This is a genomic window from Ruegeria sp. HKCCD3925, from assembly GCF_057221175.1.
This window is the reverse complement of the sequence record NZ_JBWVBI010000003.1, coordinates 309,887-326,105: the sequence shown is the minus strand read 5'-3', so window position 1 is coordinate 326,105 and position 16,219 is coordinate 309,887. Positions and strand designations below refer to the sequence as shown.

Sequence of the window (16,219 nt, the reverse complement as noted above, 5' to 3'; positions counted from 1 at the left end):
AGGGCGGCCGGATTGGCCGCCTTATATCTCAGAAGCAATGCGCTCCAACGCATCGATATTGCCTGAAAGCAAGGCATCTTCGGCCCGAGTGATTGTTTCTGCGGGCCAATCCCACCATCGCAAGTCTTGCAGCCTTTCAATCACATCGCGATCAAAACGATAGCGCCGGACTTTTGCCGGATTTCCGGTAACGACTGCATAGGGTGGAACCTGTCCCCGCACGACCGAGCCTGCGCCAACAATCGCGCCATTTCCGATCTGCGCTCCGGGTAAAATCAAAGCTCCGTAACCGATCCAGACATCGTGCCCGATAACGGTATCACGTGTATCAGGCTGGTAGCCTGACATGCGATCCGGATCGAAGACTGGAAATGGAAAGCAGGTCAAGCCATCGGTCGCGTGATTTGCGGAGGCAGTGATAAACCTTACTCCATGAGCGATTTGGCAGAACTTGCCCAGCATCAGCTTTTCTTCTGAAAAGGGAAACAGATACGGTGCAAGCCGCTGCGCCCAGTCCTTCGGCGCATCGAAATCCGAAGCATAAGTGTAAGCTCCGGCCACAAAGCGGGGATGATCGATGGCCTGAGACAGAAACACTGTTCCGTTGTGGCTAGAGCCGTCGGGCAGAACAATCGGATATCTGCGTGTAGGATCAGGCAGTGGCATTAGTCATCCGGGCGTGAAAGGCTGAACAATTCTGTCACCACAGAATAGTCCCGATAACCCAACCGCGCGAGCGGGTTGAATGAGGTCACGTCAAATTTGCCGTCACGGATGTGGTCATCGTGCAGGTGCACACCAGTGACCTCTCCGAACACCACCCGATTGGCCTCACCCGGCAGAGTTACGATCTGGGTAAGTTTGCATTCCAGCGCTGCGGGCGCTCCCTCGACCCGAGAGCAATTTATGGTTTCGCATTCAACGGGTGTCAGCCCAGCATGTGTGAACTCGTCGACGTGCTTTCCCAAACCCTCTGAGCTGGCATTCATTGCGTCGCGATGCGCATGGGCCACCACGTTGACGCAGAATACCTTCGTGGCCTCGATATTGGCGATGCTGTCCTTGCCGCCATCCTGATCGTGTTTGGAGCCGGTTGAGGCGAACATCACCTGGGGCGGTGTATAAGCGACACCATTGAAGAAGGAATACGGGGCCAGGTTGTTGATCCCGTCAGCATCGCGCGTCGAAATCCAGCCGATAGGGCGTGGGGTTATGATGGCGTTGAAGGGGTTGTGTGGCAGGCCGTGGCCGTCTTCGGGGCGATAGAACATATGGACTCCAAGCGTTTGCCCAAGGCCTATCGAAGTGCTAGGGCGATTTCCAGCAAGGATAAGAGGGCGCGCGTGCAGCAATTCAAGATCAGGCCGGAAGAGCCGGAAGACTGGTGGGAGGTCGAAGCGCTCTATGACCTGTGCTTTGCTCCGGGGCGCGAGGCGTTGTCGTCTTATCGTCTGCGTGATGACGTGCCGCCTGTCGCTGGCCTGTCGCAGGTCGCGCGCGATGGGCAGGGCATTCTGGCTGGTGCAATCCGGTTTTGGCCCGTACATGTGGGTGAACATGACGCGCTGCTGCTAGGTCCAGTGGCGGTCCACCCGACCCATCAAGGCGAAGGGTTGGGCGGATATTTGATCCATCAGGGGGTAGAGGCCGGACGCGCCAAAGGGTGGGATCGCGTCATGCTTGTGGGCGATGCGCCCTATTATGCCCGGTTCGGGTTCACCCCGCTGACGGGTGTCGAAATGCCCCCGCCCACCAACCCTGATCGCATACTGGGTTTGGAACTGACCCCCGGAGTTTGGTCCGAAATTCAGGGGCTTGTTAGTCGCTGGACCCGTTGACCCATTGAAAACCCGCTGCAAAGTCCCGATGTTTTCAGGACAGGAGGGCACAGATGCAGGACGTGGTTCTTGTCGAAAAACTCGATCCCGAGGCCGAGCTTGATCGGCTTGCGCAGCTGTACGGTGCGGCAGGTGGCGCAGGAGTGAATCTGCTGAACAAGCTTGGTGGATCGGCGGAATCCTTATTGGATCAGTTACCTAAGCCGGTGCGAGAAGGTCTGACCGAAGCAACCGAACAGGCGCTTTGGCTTGCCATGCATGCGGCCGAAGGCTCTCGGCGTGCCGTGCCGGACCAGAAACCATGGGTCAACACAGCCTTGACTACTGCCATGGGCGCAGCCGGAGGTCTGGGTGGAGTGTCCACAGCACTTGTCGAGCTGCCCGCGACAACCGCCATGATGCTGCGCGCGATCCAAGGCGCAGCGATGCGGGAAGGGTTTGATCCGACCGCCGAGAATGTGAAATTTGACTCGATCCGTGTGTTGTCAGCCGCCGGTCCTTTGGCCGAGGATGACGGGGCTGATCTGGGCTTTTTCTCCATGCGTCTGACCCTGACCGGGCCAACTATGCAGCGCCTCATTGCGATGGTGGCGCCGCGTTTGTCCGTCGTGCTGGGCCAGAAGCTGGCTGCGCAGTCTGTGCCGCTGCTTGGGGCGCTTGCCGGGGGCGGTACAAACTTTGTCTACACCCGCTATTACCAGCAGATCGCGCATGTGCATTTTGGGCTGCGTCGATTGGCGATTGATGCCGACATCCCTCATGACGAGCTGGTGCGGCGTTTGTCGGGGCGGATGGCTCTGAACAAGGGCGCTTTCCCGTAAAGCTTGGCAGACTCTGCCGGATATGATAAATATCACTTTATAAACCGCAACATAAGCGGAGCGAGCAGTGGATATGAACCGTGTTTGACGGGCGCAGCAATGGTGCGATTGCCGGGCTTTCGGCAGAAAACCTCTCCCTTTCCGGGGCGCTGCCTGTTTATGCTCAATCCGCTGCGCTTTGCTATCGTACCAATGATGACCTGCCAGAGATTTTGTTGATCACAACGCGCAGGGCGCGGCGCTGGATCATTCCCAAGGGTTGGTTGATCAACGGGCTGACCCCTTCTGAAACAGCCGCCCGCGAGGCCTGGGAAGAGGCTGGTGTTTTGGGGCAGTGCGGAAGCGAAAGTCTTGGTCGGTTTGCCTATATCAAGAACCGGCCTGGCAAGCCATCGGCGCTGTGTCTGGTTGATGTGTTTCCGCTGCATGTGCAGCGATTGGAGGCGCAGTTTCCCGAAGCGGGTGAGCGCAGGCGCAAATGGGTTTCGCCCAAAAAGGCATCGTTGAAGGTGTCGTCGCCCGATCTTGCTGCGCTTTTGGGTGGATTCGGGTTGCATCGGCAATAGCGGGCCAAGATCAAGACTTGATATTGCCATGTTGGTCGGTATCTATTCGCCAACCGGATTTTGGATGTGATATGATTCAATACGCATTGAAATGCAGCAATGACCACAGCTTTGACAGTTGGTTTCAATCCGCAGCCGCCTTTGACAAACTGTCAGCGGCCGGGTTGGTAACCTGCGCGGTATGCGGCTGCGACAAGGTGGAAAAGGCGGTGATGACACCGCGTGTCCGGCCTGCGCGCAAGGCGGTGACCGAGGTTGCACCAGCGCAGCCTTCTGCGGATGAGATCAGCATGGCAACACCTTCGCCCGAGATCGCTGAGGTCCTCAGCGAACTGCGTCGAAAGGTCGAGGAAAACTCGGACTATGTGGGCAAGGATTTCGCCAAAGAAGCCCGCAAAATCCATCTGGGGGATGCGCCCGAGCGCGCGATCTATGGTGAGGCCAAGCCCGAAGAGGCGCAATCGCTGATTGAAGACGGCGTGCCGGTCGCACCGTTGCCGTTTGTTCCTAGCCGCAAGACCAACTGACCCATGCACATCGTTATTACGGGCACGAACCGAGGGATCGGGAAATCCATTGCGGATCAGTATCGTGCAGAAGGTCATGAAGTGACCGGAACTGCCCGGGACGGTAGCGCAGATATCGTGCTGGATGTCACGGACCCAGAACAGCACGCTGCAATGGCCGAGCAACTGCGAGGCCGCCAGATTGACCTGCTGATCTGCAATGCGGGCGTTTATCTGGACAAAGGACACGACATTAGTGGCTATCCCGCCGAGATGTGGGCGCAAAGCTTCGCCGCCAACGTGACAGGCGTGTTTCTTACCATCCAGTCCTTGTTGCCGAACCTGTGTACCGCGCGGGGCCGGATCGCCATCGTTTCGTCTCAGATGGCGTCACATACGCGCGCGCCGGGTGGCAGCTATATCTACCGTGCGTCAAAGGCGGCGGCGCTGAATTTGGGCCGCAACCTAGCGACTGACCTACAGGCGGATGGCATTGCGGTGGGAATCTACCATCCGGGCTGGGTGCAGACGGACATGGGCGGATCTGCAGCAGAGATCACGGTCGATCAGGCGGCAAACGGCTTGATCGAGCGATTTGCGGCTCTCTCGCTCGATACTACCGGTTGTTTTGAAACCTGGGATGGTCGGGCGCACCCTTACTGAGAATTCAGGGCCGCCTTGGGGATTTCGTAGACTTCACCGGGATCAATGAAGATCACCATGATATCACCGCGTGTCTCATAGGTCAGTTTCGATGTCGAACTGCTGGAATCCGGCACGCCTTTGGTGAAGTAAATCCGCCGGACCTCGCCAGTGTTCAACTGAACCGCCAACGTCGCCGTTCCATCTTCGCGCTTCCGCAATTCGGCCGGACAACTGGCCAGTGTATCACCTGCCAATGCAGCGCATGGAACGGTGCCTAATGAGTTCTCGCCATCCGTTCCCGATAGGGTGGCCACTTGGGCATTTGCGGCAGTCGAAACCAGGCTTAGGGCAAGGGCAAAGCGGAACATTGAAATCCTCGTGGAATAAGACTTTGACCGAACGCTTACACCACGCACGACCAAAGTAAAGCACTGCGGTGCAGACTTTGCCCACTTGCCCTTGCGCCCCCCCTCGCATAAGAGGCACGGGATCAGAAATTCAAGGCGCGGAGACACTAGCCCCCATGCCCGTACTCGTGATGAAATTCGGCGGCACATCGGTCGCCAATCTGGACCGGATCCGCCGTGCTGCCAAACGGGTTGGTGTCGAGGTAGCCAAAGGCTATGACGTCATCGTCATCGTTTCGGCGATGTCCGGCAAGACCAACGAGCTGGTGGGCTGGGTCGATGAAATCTCTCCGCTCTATGACGCGCGCGAATATGATGCCGTTGTCTCCTCTGGTGAAAACGTTACAGCTGGCCTGATGGCGCTGACCCTGCAGGAAATGGACATCCCGGCGCGCAGCTGGCAGGGTTGGCAGGTGCCGCTGATCACCAACGGTGCCCATTCAGCGGCCCGGATCGAAGAAATCCCGCCCGAGAATATCAACCAGAAATTCGGCGAAGGGATGCGCGTTGCGGTGGTCGCGGGCTTCCAGGGCATCAGCCCCGAAGGTCGCATCACCACGCTGGGTCGGGGCGGTTCGGACACCACCGCCGTGGCTTTTGCTGCCGCTTTCGAAGCCGAGCGCTGCGACATCTATACGGATGTGGACGGTGTCTATACGACCGACCCGCGCATCTGTGAAAAAGCGCGCAAGCTGGACAAAATCTCGTTCGAGGAAATGCTCGAACTGGCCTCGCTGGGGGCCAAAGTGCTTCAAACCCGCTCGGTCGAGCTGGCGATGCGCTACAAGGTGAAACTGCGCGTTCTTTCAAGCTTTGAGGAACAATCCGACGAGGCCGGTACACTGGTCTGCGACGAGGAGGATATCATGGAATCCAATGTTGTGGCCGGTGTGGCCTATTCCCGCGACGAAGCCAAGATGACCGTCGTTTCCGTGGCGGACCGCCCCGGCATCGCCTCGATCATCTTTACTGCGCTCAGCGACGAGGGCGTGAACGTGGACATGATCGTCCAGAATATCTCGGACGAAGGGCGCACCGACATGACCTTCTCCTGTCCGACCAATCAGGTCTCCCGCGCCGAAAAGGCATTGCTGGCGATCAAGGATCAGGGTGAGCTGAACTACGCCGAACTCGTTGCGGATGAGGATGTTTGCAAGGTCTCAGTTGTCGGGATCGGCATGCGTTCGCAATCCGGTGTTGCGGCCAAGATGTTCAAGATTCTCTCGGATGAGGGGATTAACATCAAGGTCATTACAACCTCCGAGATCAAAATTTCCGTCCTGATCGACAGGAAATACATGGAACTTGCGGTTCAGGCACTGCATGATGCCTTTGAACTGGACAAGGCGGCCTGAGCTTTCAGCCAAGTGTCCTGTCTGAAACCGTAACGTGGGTGGGCCATGGCGGAAGGCACGGAAACAGAATCTCGCAAGTTGCTGGGACGGCTGCGCGAAGAAATGGCGAGTGAAGCCGCCGGTCAGGAACGTCTTGACCGGATCACGCACCTGATCGCCGACAGTACCGGTCGCGAAGTTTGCTCGATCTACCTGTTTCGGGATGAGGATACGCTTGAACTGTGCGCCACCGAAGGTCTGTCCCCAGAAGCGGTGCACAAGACGCGGATGCGTATGGGCGAAGGGCTGGTCGGTCGCGTCGCCAAATCTGGCAAGGTGGTGAATACGGCGGACGCGCCCTCGGCCAAGGGCTTTCGGTACATGCCGGAAACCGGCGAGGAACGGTATTCGTCCTTTCTTGGTGTGCCGGTACAGCGTCTGGGTCAGAAACTGGGCGTGCTGGTGGTTCAGTCCCGGGACGCGCGCGAGTTTTCGGCGGATGAGGTTTATGCGCTGGAGGTTGTCGCGATGGTTCTGGCCGAAATGGCCGAACTGGGCGCGTTCGTCGGCGAAGGCGCGGCCTTGTCACCGCTGCACCAGCAATCGGTGCAACTTACCGGTGGCCCGGCGCAGGAGGGATCTGCTGAAGGCCATGTCTGGCTGCATGAACCTCGTGTTGTTGTCACCAATCCCATTGCCGAAGACCCGCATCGTGAGCGTGAGCGGCTGACCGAGGCAGTTGAAGAGCTACGCGTCGGCGTCGACAAGATGCTTGAGATTTCTCAGGGCGGCGACAAAGAGCAGTTGCAGGTTCTGGAAGCCTACCGGATGTTCGCCAACTCCAAGGGTTGGATGCGCCGGATGGAGGAGGACATCGCTCTTGGTCTCAGCGCAGAGGCGGCGGTCGAGAAAGAACAATCTCAGGCGCGGGCCCGCATGGGGCAGGTCACCGATCCGTATTTACGTGAACGGTTGGCCGATCTGGACGACCTCAGCAATCGGTTGCTGCGAATTTTGACTGGACAGGGCAACGGCAACGGGGCTGACCTGCCGCCCGATCCGATCCTAATTGCGCGAAATATCGGCCCCGGTGATCTGCTGGAATATGGCCGTTCTCTCAAAGGGATCGTATTGGAAGAAGGCTCGGTCGGAAGCCATGCCACTATCGTGGCGCGCGCGTTGGCGATCCCACTGGTGGTGCATGTAGGCCGCATCACTACCGAAGCCCTGAATGGCGATCACATATTGGTGGATGGGGATAGCGGTGTCGTACATCTGCGCCCCGAGGACACCGTCGTTAGTGCTTTCCGTGATAAAATCGCGATGGAAGCCAAGGCGCAGGAACGCTACGCCTCGATCCGTGAAACGCCCACCGTCACGCAGGATGGTGCGCGAATCAACATGGTGATGAACGCGGGCCTGATGGCCGATCTGCCCTCACTTAGCAATTCTGGTGCCGAGGGAGTGGGCCTGTTCCGCACCGAACTGCAGTTTCTGATCCGCAATCAGATGCCCAAGCGATCCGAGCTGGTAACGCAATACAAACGGGTTCTGGATGCTGCGGGCGAAAAGCGTGTGGTGTTCCGTACACTCGATATCGGGTCAGACAAAGTTCTGCCCTATATGAAGCATGTGGAAGAACCGAACCCTGCGCTGGGCTGGCGGGCGATCCGGGTGGGTCTGGACAAGCGCGGCGTAATGCGGATGCAGTTGCAGGCGCTGATCCGGGCCGCCGATGGCCGCCCCCTGACGATCATGTTCCCGTTTGTCGCGCAGGCTGACGAATTCCGTGAGGCGCGCTGGGAGGTCAAGAAAACGATCGAGCGTGAACGGCGTCTGGGCCATGTTCTGCCTGAATCGCTCGAAGTGGGGGCGATGCTGGAAACGCCTTCACTTGCCTTTGCGCCGCAGAAGTTCTTTGACGAAGTCGGCTTTATCTCGATCGGCGGGAACGACCTGAAACAGTTTTTCTTCGCCGCCGACCGCGAAAATGAACTGGTTCGCCGTCGCTACGATACGCTGAATGTCAGCTTTCTGAGTTTCATTGAACGTATCGTTGAGAGATGCTCGATCTCGGACACACCGCTCAGCTTCTGTGGCGAAGATGCCGGTCGCCCGGTCGAGGCGCTGTGTCTCGCGGCCATGGGCATCCGTACCCTTTCGATGCGCCCGGCCTCAATCGGGCCGGTCAAAAGCCTGTTGTTGCGGTCGAACCTTCAGGATGTGCGTAAAATTATCGCCGACGCCCGCCATCGTGGAGAACAATCCGTGCGTCCGGCGGTGATGGACTGGCTGCGGACGCAGTCCTGACTGATCTTCCGCGATGCCCGCTGCAAATCCGCGCTTGATTTTTGCGCTCAGGTTTTCTATTCAGCCGATGAATGTTAGCGATAACATAGCTAATGACGCACATGCGTTTTAATCCCGGGCTGAAACCTCGCTTATGCTGGCGGGGAATTCGAAAGGAGCCTTGCAATGGTCTCACGCGTAATTCCGGTAGATCCGTTCGACCTTGTGTTGTTCGGCGCGACGGGCGATCTGGCGCAGCGTAAAATCCTGCCGGGCCTCTATCATCGCTTCGAAGTTGGCCAGATGCCTGAGGATGCGCGCATCATTGGAACCGCCCGATCCGACATGGACAGCGACGGGTTCCGTGAACAGCTGCGTGCGTCGATGCAAGAGTTTGCGCCGGGTTTCAAAAAGGATACGCTTGATCGCTTTCTGACCCGCGTCGAGTATGTTCCGGTAGATGCGCTTGGCGATGCGGGTTGGTCTGACCTAGCGAAAACGCTGCGACCGGATGTGGTACGCGCCTTCTATCTGTCAGTAGGCCCAAGCCTTTTCTCAGGCATCGCCCAACGTCTGAACGAGCACGGCCTGTCCACACCTGACAGTCGTATCGTGGTCGAGAAACCCTTTGGTCACGATCTGGCATCAGCCAAAGCGTTGAACGAAGGGCTGCGGGCCTGTTTTGAAGAACATCAGATTTACCGGATCGATCATTATCTGGGCAAGGAAACCGTGCAGAACCTGATGGCGCTGCGCTTTGCCAATTCGCTTTTCGAACCGCTCTGGAACGCCACTCATGTTGATAACGTCCAGATCACCGTGGCCGAAACCGTGGGCGTCGAAGGGCGCGGTGCTTATTATGATCAGTCCGGCGCGATGCGGGACATGATCCAGAACCATCTGGTTCAATTGCTGTGCCTGACAGCGATGGAACCGCCTTCGAAATTCTCACCCAACGCGGTGCGCGATGAGAAAGTCAAAGTGATCGAAGCGCTGGAGCCGGTGGAACCCAAGGATATCGCTCGTGGTCAGTACCGCACCGAAAAAGGGGGCGATGGCTATCTGGATCACGTCGGCAACCCCGCCAGCCGTACCGAAAGCTTCATTGCGCTGAAGGCGCATATCGGCAACTGGCGCTGGGCCGGTGTCCCGTTTTATCTGCGGACCGGCAAGCGCCTGCGCGCACGTGAATCCGAGATTGCAGTGTTCTTCCGCGACCCGCCGCATACGATTTTTCCGAATGTCGGCCCATTGCATGGCAACGTGCTGGTGATCCGCCTGCAACCGGACGAAGGCATCACGCTCCGCACCACCATCAAGGAACCGGGGCAGGGCGGGTTCCGCCTGTCCGACGTTGCACTCGACATGAGTTTCGCTGATGCGCTGGGCGACGACGGCCAATCCCCGGATGCCTATGAACGCCTGATCATGGATGTCATCCGCGGCGACCAGACTTTGTTCATGCGTGGCGATGAGGCCGAGGCCGCATGGGCCTGGGTCGATCCCATCATTCACGGCTGGGAAGAGCGTGGTGATAAGCCCGCGAAATACGATCAGGGCAGTTCGGGGCCCGAAGAAGCATTGATGCTGATGCATCGCGATGGGCGCCGCTGGCGTCAGATCGGAGGGTAATCATGGTCAACACAGTTATATCCGACGTCACCAAACGCATCATCGACCGTAGCGCCGATCTGCGTGGCCCGCATCTTGAACGAATGGAGCAGGCCAAATCCAAGGGCCCTGCGCGTGCGCACCTGTCCTGCAGCGGGCAGGCCCACGCCTATGCCGGGGCGGGCGAAGATCAGGACTCCATGGCCACCGGCACGGCTGGCAATCTGGGGATCGTCACCGCCTATAACGATATGCTCTCGGCCCATCAGCCTTTCGAACGCTACCCGGCCCTGATCCGCGATGCGATCCGCGCAGCAGGCGGCACAGCGCAGGTTGCAGGCGGCGTGCCAGCCATGTGCGACGGCGTCACCCAAGGCGAGGCGGGGATGGAACTCTCGCTGTTCTCGCGCGATGTGATCGCGCTGGCGACCGGAGTGGCGCTAAGCCACAACACTTATGACGCCGCCGTTTTCCTGGGCGTCTGTGACAAGATCGTGCCCGGCCTGATCATCGGCGCGCAAGCCTTTGGGCATCTTCCTGCCGTCTTCCTGCCTGCAGGTCCGATGACCAGTGGCCTGCCGAATGACGAAAAGGCCAAGGTCCGCCAGAAATTCGCCGCCGGAGAGGTGGGCCGCGAAGAGCTGATGAAGGCCGAAATGGCCGCATATCACGGCCCCGGCACCTGCACCTTTTATGGCACCGCCAACACCAATCAGATGCTGATGGAGTTCATGGGCTTGCACCTGCCGGGCTCCAGCTTCGTCAATCCCAACACGCCCCTGCGCGATGCGCTGACCGAAGAAGGTGCGCGCCGCGCCCTTTCCCTTAGTGCACTAGGCAATCACTACACACCGGTCTGCCAGATCCTTGATGAGCGCGCTTTCGTCAATGGCATCGTCGGCCTGATGGCCACCGGCGGTTCCACCAACCTACTGATCCACCTGATCGCCATGGCGCGTGCCGGTGGTATCGTGCTGGACTGGGAGGATTTTTCCGACATCTCCGCTGTCGTGCCTTTGGTCGCGCGCGTCTATCCCAACGGTCTGGCAGACGTGAACCACTTCCACGCTGCGGGTGGCCTGGGCTTTGCCATCGGTACGCTGCTGGAAGATGGCTTGCTGCACCCCGATACGCTGACTGTCGCGGGGCAGGGCCTGCACAACTACACCAAAGAACCCAAGCTGAAAGACGGCGAGTTGGTCTGGGAAGAGGGCGCGGGCCACAGTCTGAACGAAAAGATCGTTCGCCCGGCCAAAAACCCGTTCCAACCCACGGGCGGGCTCTCTCGCTTGACAGGCAATCTGGGCACAGGGGTCATGAAGGTGTCGGCTGTAGCACCTGAACACCAAGTGGTCGAAGCGCCCGTGCGTGTATTCCACGACCAGAACGCCGTAAAAGCCGCTTTCAAAGCCGGAGAATTCACCGATGACGTCATCGTTGTTGTTCGCTTCCAAGGGCCAAAAGCCAACGGTATGCCTGAACTTCATTCGCTGACGCCGATCCTGTCGATCCTGCAGGGCAGGGGGCAGAAGGCGGCTCTGGTCACCGATGGCCGTATGTCGGGCGCATCCGGCAAAGTGCCCGCCGCCATCCATGTCTGCCCCGAGGCGCTGGATGGTGGACCGATCGCCTATCTGCAAGACGGCGACCAGATGCGCGTTGATGCGGTCAAGGGCGAGTTGGAAATCCTGACCCCTGGTGTTCTCGACCGCAATCCGGCCACCGCCGACCTTACGGCAAACCAACACGGCGTTGGCCGTGACCTCTTCGGCGCCTTCCGTCAGAATGTCGGCTCAGCCGACACCGGCGCCAGCATTTTCGGAGTGTAACCCAATGTCCAAAACCCAACGCACCCGCGAGATCTGCGCGCTGGCCCCGATTGTTCCAGTCCTGGTCGTAGACGACGCGGCCCATGCGCGCCCGTTGGCCGAAGCTTTGGTCGCCGGTGGCCTCCCGGCGCTTGAAGTCACCTTGCGCACTCCCGCCGCGCTCGACGCGATCCGCGCCATGGCCAACGTCCCCGGCGGTGTTGTCGGGGCGGGTACACTGGTCACGCCCGAAGATGTCCGCGCTGCCAAAGAGGCTGGCGCTCAGTTCGGCGTCTCGCCCGGTGCGACCGATGCCCTGATCGCCGCCTGCGAAGCCGAAGGTCTGCCCCTTCTCCCCGGTGCGGCTACTGCAAGCGAAGCCATGGCTCTGCTGGAAAAGGGCTATGACATGCTGAAATTCTTCCCCGCCGAGGCCTCAGGAGGGACTCCCGCCCTAAAAGCCATCGGCGCACCGCTACCGCAGATCACCTTCTGCCCAACTGGTGGCGTATCGCCGTCAAATGCCCTCGATTACCTGTCGCTGTCGAATGTTGTCTGCGCCGGCGGCAGCTGGGTCGCGCCCAAGCAGATGGTTCAAAACGGTGATTGGTCCGGGATCGAAACACTTGCCCGCGAGGCCGCCAGTCTGCTGGATTGACGTCGCAGGGCAAGACGCTAGGGTAGGCCTCAATTCAAACAGGTTGCCCTCATGACAAACCAAACCTCCCTCGCGCATGGGCGCGAGTATCTGGCCATCCCCGGCCCTTCGGTCATGCCCGATACGGTGCTGCAAGCGATGCACCGTCCGTCGCCCAATATCTATGACGGTGAATTGATCGAGATGATGCCCGCGCTCACCCGAGATCTGAAACGCGTTGCCGGAACTCAGCACAACGTCGCCATCTATATCGCTAATGGTCACGGTACATGGGAGGCTGCGCTTTCCAACGTCATTGCACCCGGTGAAACCGTGCTTGCCCCGGCCTCTGGCCGCTTCACCCACGGTTGGGCCGAGATGGCCGAAGGAATCGGCGCCAAGGTTGACCTGATCGATTTCGGCATGTCCTCGCCCTGGGATCTTGACCGCATCGCCGAGGCCCTGCGTAACGATACCAGCCACAAGATCAAAGCGGTCCTTGCAGTCCACGTCGATACGTCCACATCGATCCGCAACGATATCCCGGCCCTGCGAGCGTTGCTCGACGACCTTGACCACCCAGCCTTGCTGATGGCTGACTGCATCGCGTCGATGGGCTGCGACCGGTTCGAGATGGATGCCTGGGGTGTCGACGTCACTGTCACGGCTTGCCAGAAAGGGCTGATGACCCCGGCGGGCACCGGCTTTGTCTTCTTCAACGACAAGGCGCAAGCCAAGCGCGCCACAATGCCCCGCGTCTCGCATTATTGGGACTGGCAGCCGCGCGCCAATCCCGATCTGTTCTATCAGTATTTCAACGGCACCGCGCCAACCCACCACCTGTATGGCCTGCGCGCCGCGCTTGACCTGATCCATGGCGAAGGGATCGAACAGGTCTGGGCCCGCCACGAACACCTGGCAACGGCCATCTGGGCCGCCTGTGAAATCTGGGCGCAAAGTGGCGCGCTGCATTTCAACGTCAGCGACCCGGCCCATCGCAGCCACGCGGTCACTGCCCTCCGCCTGACCGAGGGGCGCGGCACGCCGCTGCGCAGCTATACCGAAACCCAACTGGGTCTGACGCTGGGCATCGGTCTGGGAATGGAGGATTGGGACGGCTGCTTCCGCCTTGGCCACATGGGGCACGTAAACGCTCAAATGGTCATGGCCATGCTGGGTGGCGTCGAAACCGCTATGGCTGCGCTCGATATCCCCCGTGGTCAGGGTGCGCTCGAAGCCGCCGCCGCGACGCTGGCCGGATAAGCCCGATCCGCCTCTTCATCTGGCCCGAAATACCTTCGGGGGAAATCGCGCATGTGCGCGATAGGGGGCAGACAGCCCCCTTTACGAGGCTCGGGCTTTTGCCAAGGCCGTGGGCAGAGCAGCTTCAAACGCCGCCATTTCCGCCTCACCTCCGCAGCTGACCCGAATGCACCGGTTCTGGGGCGCGGCAAATGGCATCCGCACGAACACGCCTTGTTCAACGAGCGTGTCCAACACGGCCTTGGCAAACACCCCATCGCGCCCAAAATCAATCGCCACAAAGTTTGTCGCAGACGGCAAAGGCACCAGACCATTCGACCGTGAAATCTCTTCGATGCGGTTCCGGGACCCGGCAATCCTTTGCTGCACATACGTCAGCCAATCTTCATCTTTTAGCGCGGCCAATGCCCCTGCCTGCGCGGCTCGGTTCATGCCGAAATGGTTGCGCACTTTGTTGAAGCTCGCAATCAACTCGGACGAGCCGATAGCGTAGCCTACCCGCGCCCCGGCCATGCCATAAACCTTGGAAAACGTTCGCATCCGGATCACACGTGAATCATCAGCAGCGACAGGTGCAGCGGTCCCCTCGGGCGCGCATTCGACATATGCCTCGTCAAGAACCACCAAACAGCCCTCTGGCAAAGCCTCCAGAGCGGACACGATATCCTCACCTGAATGCCATGTTCCCATCGGGTTGTCCGGGTTGGCCAGATAGACCAACTTGGCGTCTACCTCCGCCGCTTTGGCGAACAGTGCCGTCGGGTCCTCGTGATCGTCGCGGTAGGGGACCTTGTGCAATACCCCACCAAACCCGGCCACGTGGTAATTGAAAGTCGGATAAGCTCCATCCGAAGTCACAACTGCATCGCCGTGACCAACCAGCAGGCGCACCAGATAGCCCAGCAACCCGTCAATGCCTTCGCCAACCACGATGTTTTCAGGCGCGACCCCATGATGTACCGCCAGCGCATGGCGTAGTTCGTAATTCTCGGGATCGCCATACATCCATATCTCGCCCGCGGCCCGTTGCATTGCATCGATGGCGCGCGGGGACGGGCCAAACACGCTTTCATTCGCACCGATCCGGGCCACGAAGGGCGCGCCACGTTGGCGCTCCTGCGTTTCGGGGCCGACAAAAGGCACGGTCGCGGGCAGCGTGAGGGCAAGCGGGGTATAACGAGGACCAGTCATGGCCGCAGATAAGCGCAACCGATCAGGCGGGGCAAGCCTTGCCAGAAGTTCAAAGGAGGCTTCGGATGCGCGGTTTGCCCTGACGTCGCTGTGGCGCTGCTGGCGTCTTGCTGGCATGTTTATACAGCAAATCACGCCCCGGAGGTCCCATGTCCCGCGTATCCGTCGAATACAAAGACCACATCGCCCATGTCACGCTGACTCGCGGCGACAAGATGAACGCGCTGGACGATGCGATGATCAAGGCGATCCTTTCGGCCGGCCAAGAAGTCGCCGCAGCCGATATCCGCGCCGTGGTGCTATCGGGAGAGGGCAAGAGCTTTTGCGCAGGGCTCGATATGGCCAGCTTTGCCAGCATGGCACACACAGACCCAACCGAATGGCTGATGACCCGCAGCCACGAAGATGCCAACGAAATGCAGGAACTTGCCTTGATCTGGCGGCGCGTCCCAGTGCCGGTGATCTGCGCTATTCAAGGCGTCGCCTATGGCGGTGGGCTACAGATCGCGCTGGGTGCCGACATCCGCATCGTGCATCCCGAAGCCAAGCTGGCAGTGATGGAGATGAAATGGGGCATTATCCCCGACATGGGCGGCATGGTTCTGCTGCCAGAGCTCGTGCGCTCGGACGTGCTGCGCCTGCTGACCTATACCGCCCGCCCTATCGGAGCGCCACAGGCGGCAGATTGGGGGCTTGTTACCAAACTGTCGGATGATCCCCTGACCGAAGCGCTGGCGCTGGCCGAGGACATCGCGGGTAAAAGCCCGTCCGCCATCCGCGCCGCCAAACGGTTGATTGATGTGGCCGAAACCCGTGACCGTGCTGATGTGCTGTTGGCCGAGTCTACCGAACAGGTCGACCTGATCGGTAAGTCGGATCAAATGGAAGTTGTCATGGCACAGATGCAGGGCCGAAAGCCCGAGTTCAAATGATCACCGCATGAATGCGCGCCGTGCATCACGGGCCATGTTGTATCGCATCTCAAGATCAGCAATCTTTTTCATTGCGGCCCTGCGGTCCTGATTGTCAGGCAGCGCTGCAAACTCCTTGCGGGCGGCGTCGAGCTGTTTCTTGATGTCGAACTCCTCGGGTAGCACTCCGGCCTGCGCCATGATCCGATGACCCGCAGCAATGGCGGGATCGCCTTGTGCCTCGCCCGAGCGGTCGGGTAACGGGGCACCTTCGCCTTCAAGACCCTGCAGTTGGCCTTCGGCCTGCGCCTTTTTGATCTGGCGTTCAATCAGTTTTCCAAGCGATCCGAACATGCGCTTATTTTACCGCCAGAGGGGTTCTGATGAAAGGG

17 protein-coding genes are annotated in these 16,219 nt (G+C 59.6%); 12 read left to right on the top strand and 5 right to left on the bottom strand.

What is annotated here, in order from left to right; genetic code table 11:
* Positions 1-21: 21 nt before the first annotated feature.
* Together AC2TEM_RS09065 and AC2TEM_RS09060 are read right to left on the bottom strand one after the other, a co-directional pair.
* Entirely contained in the window at positions 22-666 is a 645-nt protein-coding gene (locus AC2TEM_RS09065) for a CatB-related O-acetyltransferase (RefSeq protein ID WP_170424268.1), read from the bottom strand.
* Positions 666-1,271 carry a flavin reductase family protein gene (locus AC2TEM_RS09060; RefSeq protein ID WP_170424266.1) on the bottom strand — a complete coding sequence of 202 codons (606 nt, stop codon included), beginning with the start codon at positions 1,269-1,271 and terminating at the stop codon, positions 666-668. The genes AC2TEM_RS09065 and AC2TEM_RS09060 overlap by 1 nt, the downstream gene beginning before the upstream one ends.
* 72 nt (positions 1,272-1,343) lie before the next feature.
* On the opposite strand from AC2TEM_RS09060, the gene AC2TEM_RS09055 reads away from it, so the two are divergent.
* From AC2TEM_RS09055 to AC2TEM_RS09035, 5 genes are all read left to right on the top strand, one after another.
* Positions 1,344-1,838 (top strand): GNAT family N-acetyltransferase, encoded by a 495-nt coding sequence (locus tag AC2TEM_RS09055; protein WP_170397287.1) that lies wholly within the window; start codon positions 1,344-1,346, stop codon positions 1,836-1,838.
* Between the two features lie 53 nt (positions 1,839-1,891).
* The gene (locus AC2TEM_RS09050; RefSeq protein WP_170635459.1) at positions 1,892-2,659 is read left to right on the top strand and encodes an EcsC family protein; all 768 of its coding nucleotides are present in this window, start codon (positions 1,892-1,894) and stop codon (positions 2,657-2,659) included.
* A gap of 80 nt (positions 2,660-2,739) precedes the next feature.
* Entirely contained in the window at positions 2,740-3,225 is a 486-nt protein-coding gene (locus AC2TEM_RS09045; protein ID WP_480856145.1) for an NUDIX hydrolase, read from the top strand.
* A 71-nt stretch (positions 3,226-3,296) separates the two neighbouring features.
* The gene (locus tag AC2TEM_RS09040; protein ID WP_170397281.1) at positions 3,297-3,752 is read left to right on the top strand and encodes a DUF1178 family protein; all 456 of its coding nucleotides are present in this window, start codon (positions 3,297-3,299) and stop codon (positions 3,750-3,752) included.
* A 3-nt stretch (positions 3,753-3,755) separates the two neighbouring features.
* The gene (locus AC2TEM_RS09035; protein ID WP_170424264.1) at positions 3,756-4,394 is read left to right on the top strand and encodes an SDR family NAD(P)-dependent oxidoreductase; all 639 of its coding nucleotides are present in this window, start codon (positions 3,756-3,758) and stop codon (positions 4,392-4,394) included.
* On the opposite strand, the gene AC2TEM_RS09030 is transcribed toward AC2TEM_RS09035, so the two are convergent.
* Positions 4,388-4,744, bottom strand: a complete 357-nt coding sequence (locus AC2TEM_RS09030; RefSeq protein ID WP_170397277.1) for a hypothetical protein — start codon at positions 4,742-4,744, stop codon at positions 4,388-4,390. The genes AC2TEM_RS09035 and AC2TEM_RS09030 overlap by 7 nt on opposite strands.
* A 155-nt stretch (positions 4,745-4,899) precedes the next feature.
* Between AC2TEM_RS09030 and AC2TEM_RS09025 the strand changes: the two genes are divergently transcribed.
* From AC2TEM_RS09025 to AC2TEM_RS09000, 6 genes are all read left to right on the top strand, one after another.
* Entirely contained in the window at positions 4,900-6,138 is a 1,239-nt protein-coding gene (locus tag AC2TEM_RS09025) for an aspartate kinase (RefSeq protein WP_170397275.1), read from the top strand.
* Positions 6,139-6,183: 45 nt separating this feature from the next.
* Positions 6,184-8,427 (top strand): phosphoenolpyruvate--protein phosphotransferase, encoded by a 2,244-nt coding sequence (gene ptsP, locus AC2TEM_RS09020; RefSeq protein ID WP_170397273.1) that lies wholly within the window; start codon positions 6,184-6,186, stop codon positions 8,425-8,427.
* Positions 8,428-8,592: 165 nt separating this feature from the next.
* A complete protein-coding gene (gene zwf, locus AC2TEM_RS09015) occupies positions 8,593-10,038 on the top strand; it encodes a glucose-6-phosphate dehydrogenase (RefSeq protein ID WP_170424262.1) in 1,446 nt (481 codons plus the stop codon).
* Between the two features lie 2 nt (positions 10,039-10,040).
* The gene (gene edd / locus AC2TEM_RS09010) at positions 10,041-11,846 is read left to right on the top strand and encodes a phosphogluconate dehydratase (protein WP_480790605.1); all 1,806 of its coding nucleotides are present in this window, start codon (positions 10,041-10,043) and stop codon (positions 11,844-11,846) included.
* A 4-nt stretch (positions 11,847-11,850) separates the two neighbouring features.
* Positions 11,851-12,483 (top strand): bifunctional 4-hydroxy-2-oxoglutarate aldolase/2-dehydro-3-deoxy-phosphogluconate aldolase, encoded by a 633-nt coding sequence (locus tag AC2TEM_RS09005; RefSeq protein ID WP_170424260.1) that lies wholly within the window; start codon positions 11,851-11,853, stop codon positions 12,481-12,483.
* A gap of 51 nt (positions 12,484-12,534) precedes the next feature.
* Entirely contained in the window at positions 12,535-13,725 is a 1,191-nt protein-coding gene (locus tag AC2TEM_RS09000; RefSeq protein ID WP_170424258.1) for an aminotransferase class V-fold PLP-dependent enzyme, read from the top strand.
* A gap of 81 nt (positions 13,726-13,806) precedes the next feature.
* Here the strand turns inward: AC2TEM_RS09000 and AC2TEM_RS08995 are convergent, their stop codons facing one another.
* Positions 13,807-14,916 (bottom strand): pyridoxal phosphate-dependent aminotransferase, encoded by a 1,110-nt coding sequence (locus AC2TEM_RS08995; RefSeq protein ID WP_480856144.1) that lies wholly within the window; start codon positions 14,914-14,916, stop codon positions 13,807-13,809.
* 149 nt (positions 14,917-15,065) lie between these two features.
* On the opposite strand from AC2TEM_RS08995, the gene AC2TEM_RS08990 reads away from it, so the two are divergent.
* Positions 15,066-15,848: a crotonase/enoyl-CoA hydratase family protein gene (locus tag AC2TEM_RS08990; RefSeq protein ID WP_170424255.1), complete on the top strand. Its 783-nt coding sequence runs from the start codon at positions 15,066-15,068 to the stop codon at positions 15,846-15,848.
* On the opposite strand, the gene AC2TEM_RS08985 is transcribed toward AC2TEM_RS08990, so the two are convergent.
* The gene (locus AC2TEM_RS08985) at positions 15,849-16,181 is read right to left on the bottom strand and encodes a DnaJ family domain-containing protein (protein WP_170424253.1); all 333 of its coding nucleotides are present in this window, start codon (positions 16,179-16,181) and stop codon (positions 15,849-15,851) included. It lies immediately after the preceding gene.
* Positions 16,182-16,219 lie beyond the last annotated feature (38 nt).

Coding starts and splice junctions, on each gene's coding strand:
- AC2TEM_RS09065 (WP_170424268.1), bottom strand. CDS start 666: ATGCCACTGCCTGATCCTACACGCAGATATCCGATTGTTCTGCCCGAC.
- AC2TEM_RS09060 (WP_170424266.1), bottom strand. CDS start 1,271: ATGTTCTATCGCCCCGAAGACGGCCACGGCCTGCCACACAACCCCTTC.
- AC2TEM_RS09050 (WP_170635459.1), top strand. CDS start 1,892: ATGCAGGACGTGGTTCTTGTCGAAAAACTCGATCCCGAGGCCGAGCTT.
- AC2TEM_RS09040 (WP_170397281.1), top strand. CDS start 3,297: ATGATTCAATACGCATTGAAATGCAGCAATGACCACAGCTTTGACAGT.
- AC2TEM_RS09035 (WP_170424264.1), top strand. CDS start 3,756: ATGCACATCGTTATTACGGGCACGAACCGAGGGATCGGGAAATCCATT.
- AC2TEM_RS09030 (WP_170397277.1), bottom strand. CDS start 4,744: ATGTTCCGCTTTGCCCTTGCCCTAAGCCTGGTTTCGACTGCCGCAAAT.
- AC2TEM_RS09025 (WP_170397275.1), top strand. CDS start 4,900: ATGCCCGTACTCGTGATGAAATTCGGCGGCACATCGGTCGCCAATCTG.
- ptsP (WP_170397273.1), top strand. CDS start 6,184: ATGGCGGAAGGCACGGAAACAGAATCTCGCAAGTTGCTGGGACGGCTG.
- zwf (WP_170424262.1), top strand. CDS start 8,593: ATGGTCTCACGCGTAATTCCGGTAGATCCGTTCGACCTTGTGTTGTTC.
- edd (WP_480790605.1), top strand. CDS start 10,041: ATGGTCAACACAGTTATATCCGACGTCACCAAACGCATCATCGACCGT.
- AC2TEM_RS09005 (WP_170424260.1), top strand. CDS start 11,851: ATGTCCAAAACCCAACGCACCCGCGAGATCTGCGCGCTGGCCCCGATT.
- AC2TEM_RS09000 (WP_170424258.1), top strand. CDS start 12,535: ATGACAAACCAAACCTCCCTCGCGCATGGGCGCGAGTATCTGGCCATC.
- AC2TEM_RS08995 (WP_480856144.1), bottom strand. CDS start 14,916: ATGACTGGTCCTCGTTATACCCCGCTTGCCCTCACGCTGCCCGCGACC.
- AC2TEM_RS08990 (WP_170424255.1), top strand. CDS start 15,066: ATGTCCCGCGTATCCGTCGAATACAAAGACCACATCGCCCATGTCACG.
- AC2TEM_RS08985 (WP_170424253.1), bottom strand. CDS start 16,181: ATGTTCGGATCGCTTGGAAAACTGATTGAACGCCAGATCAAAAAGGCG.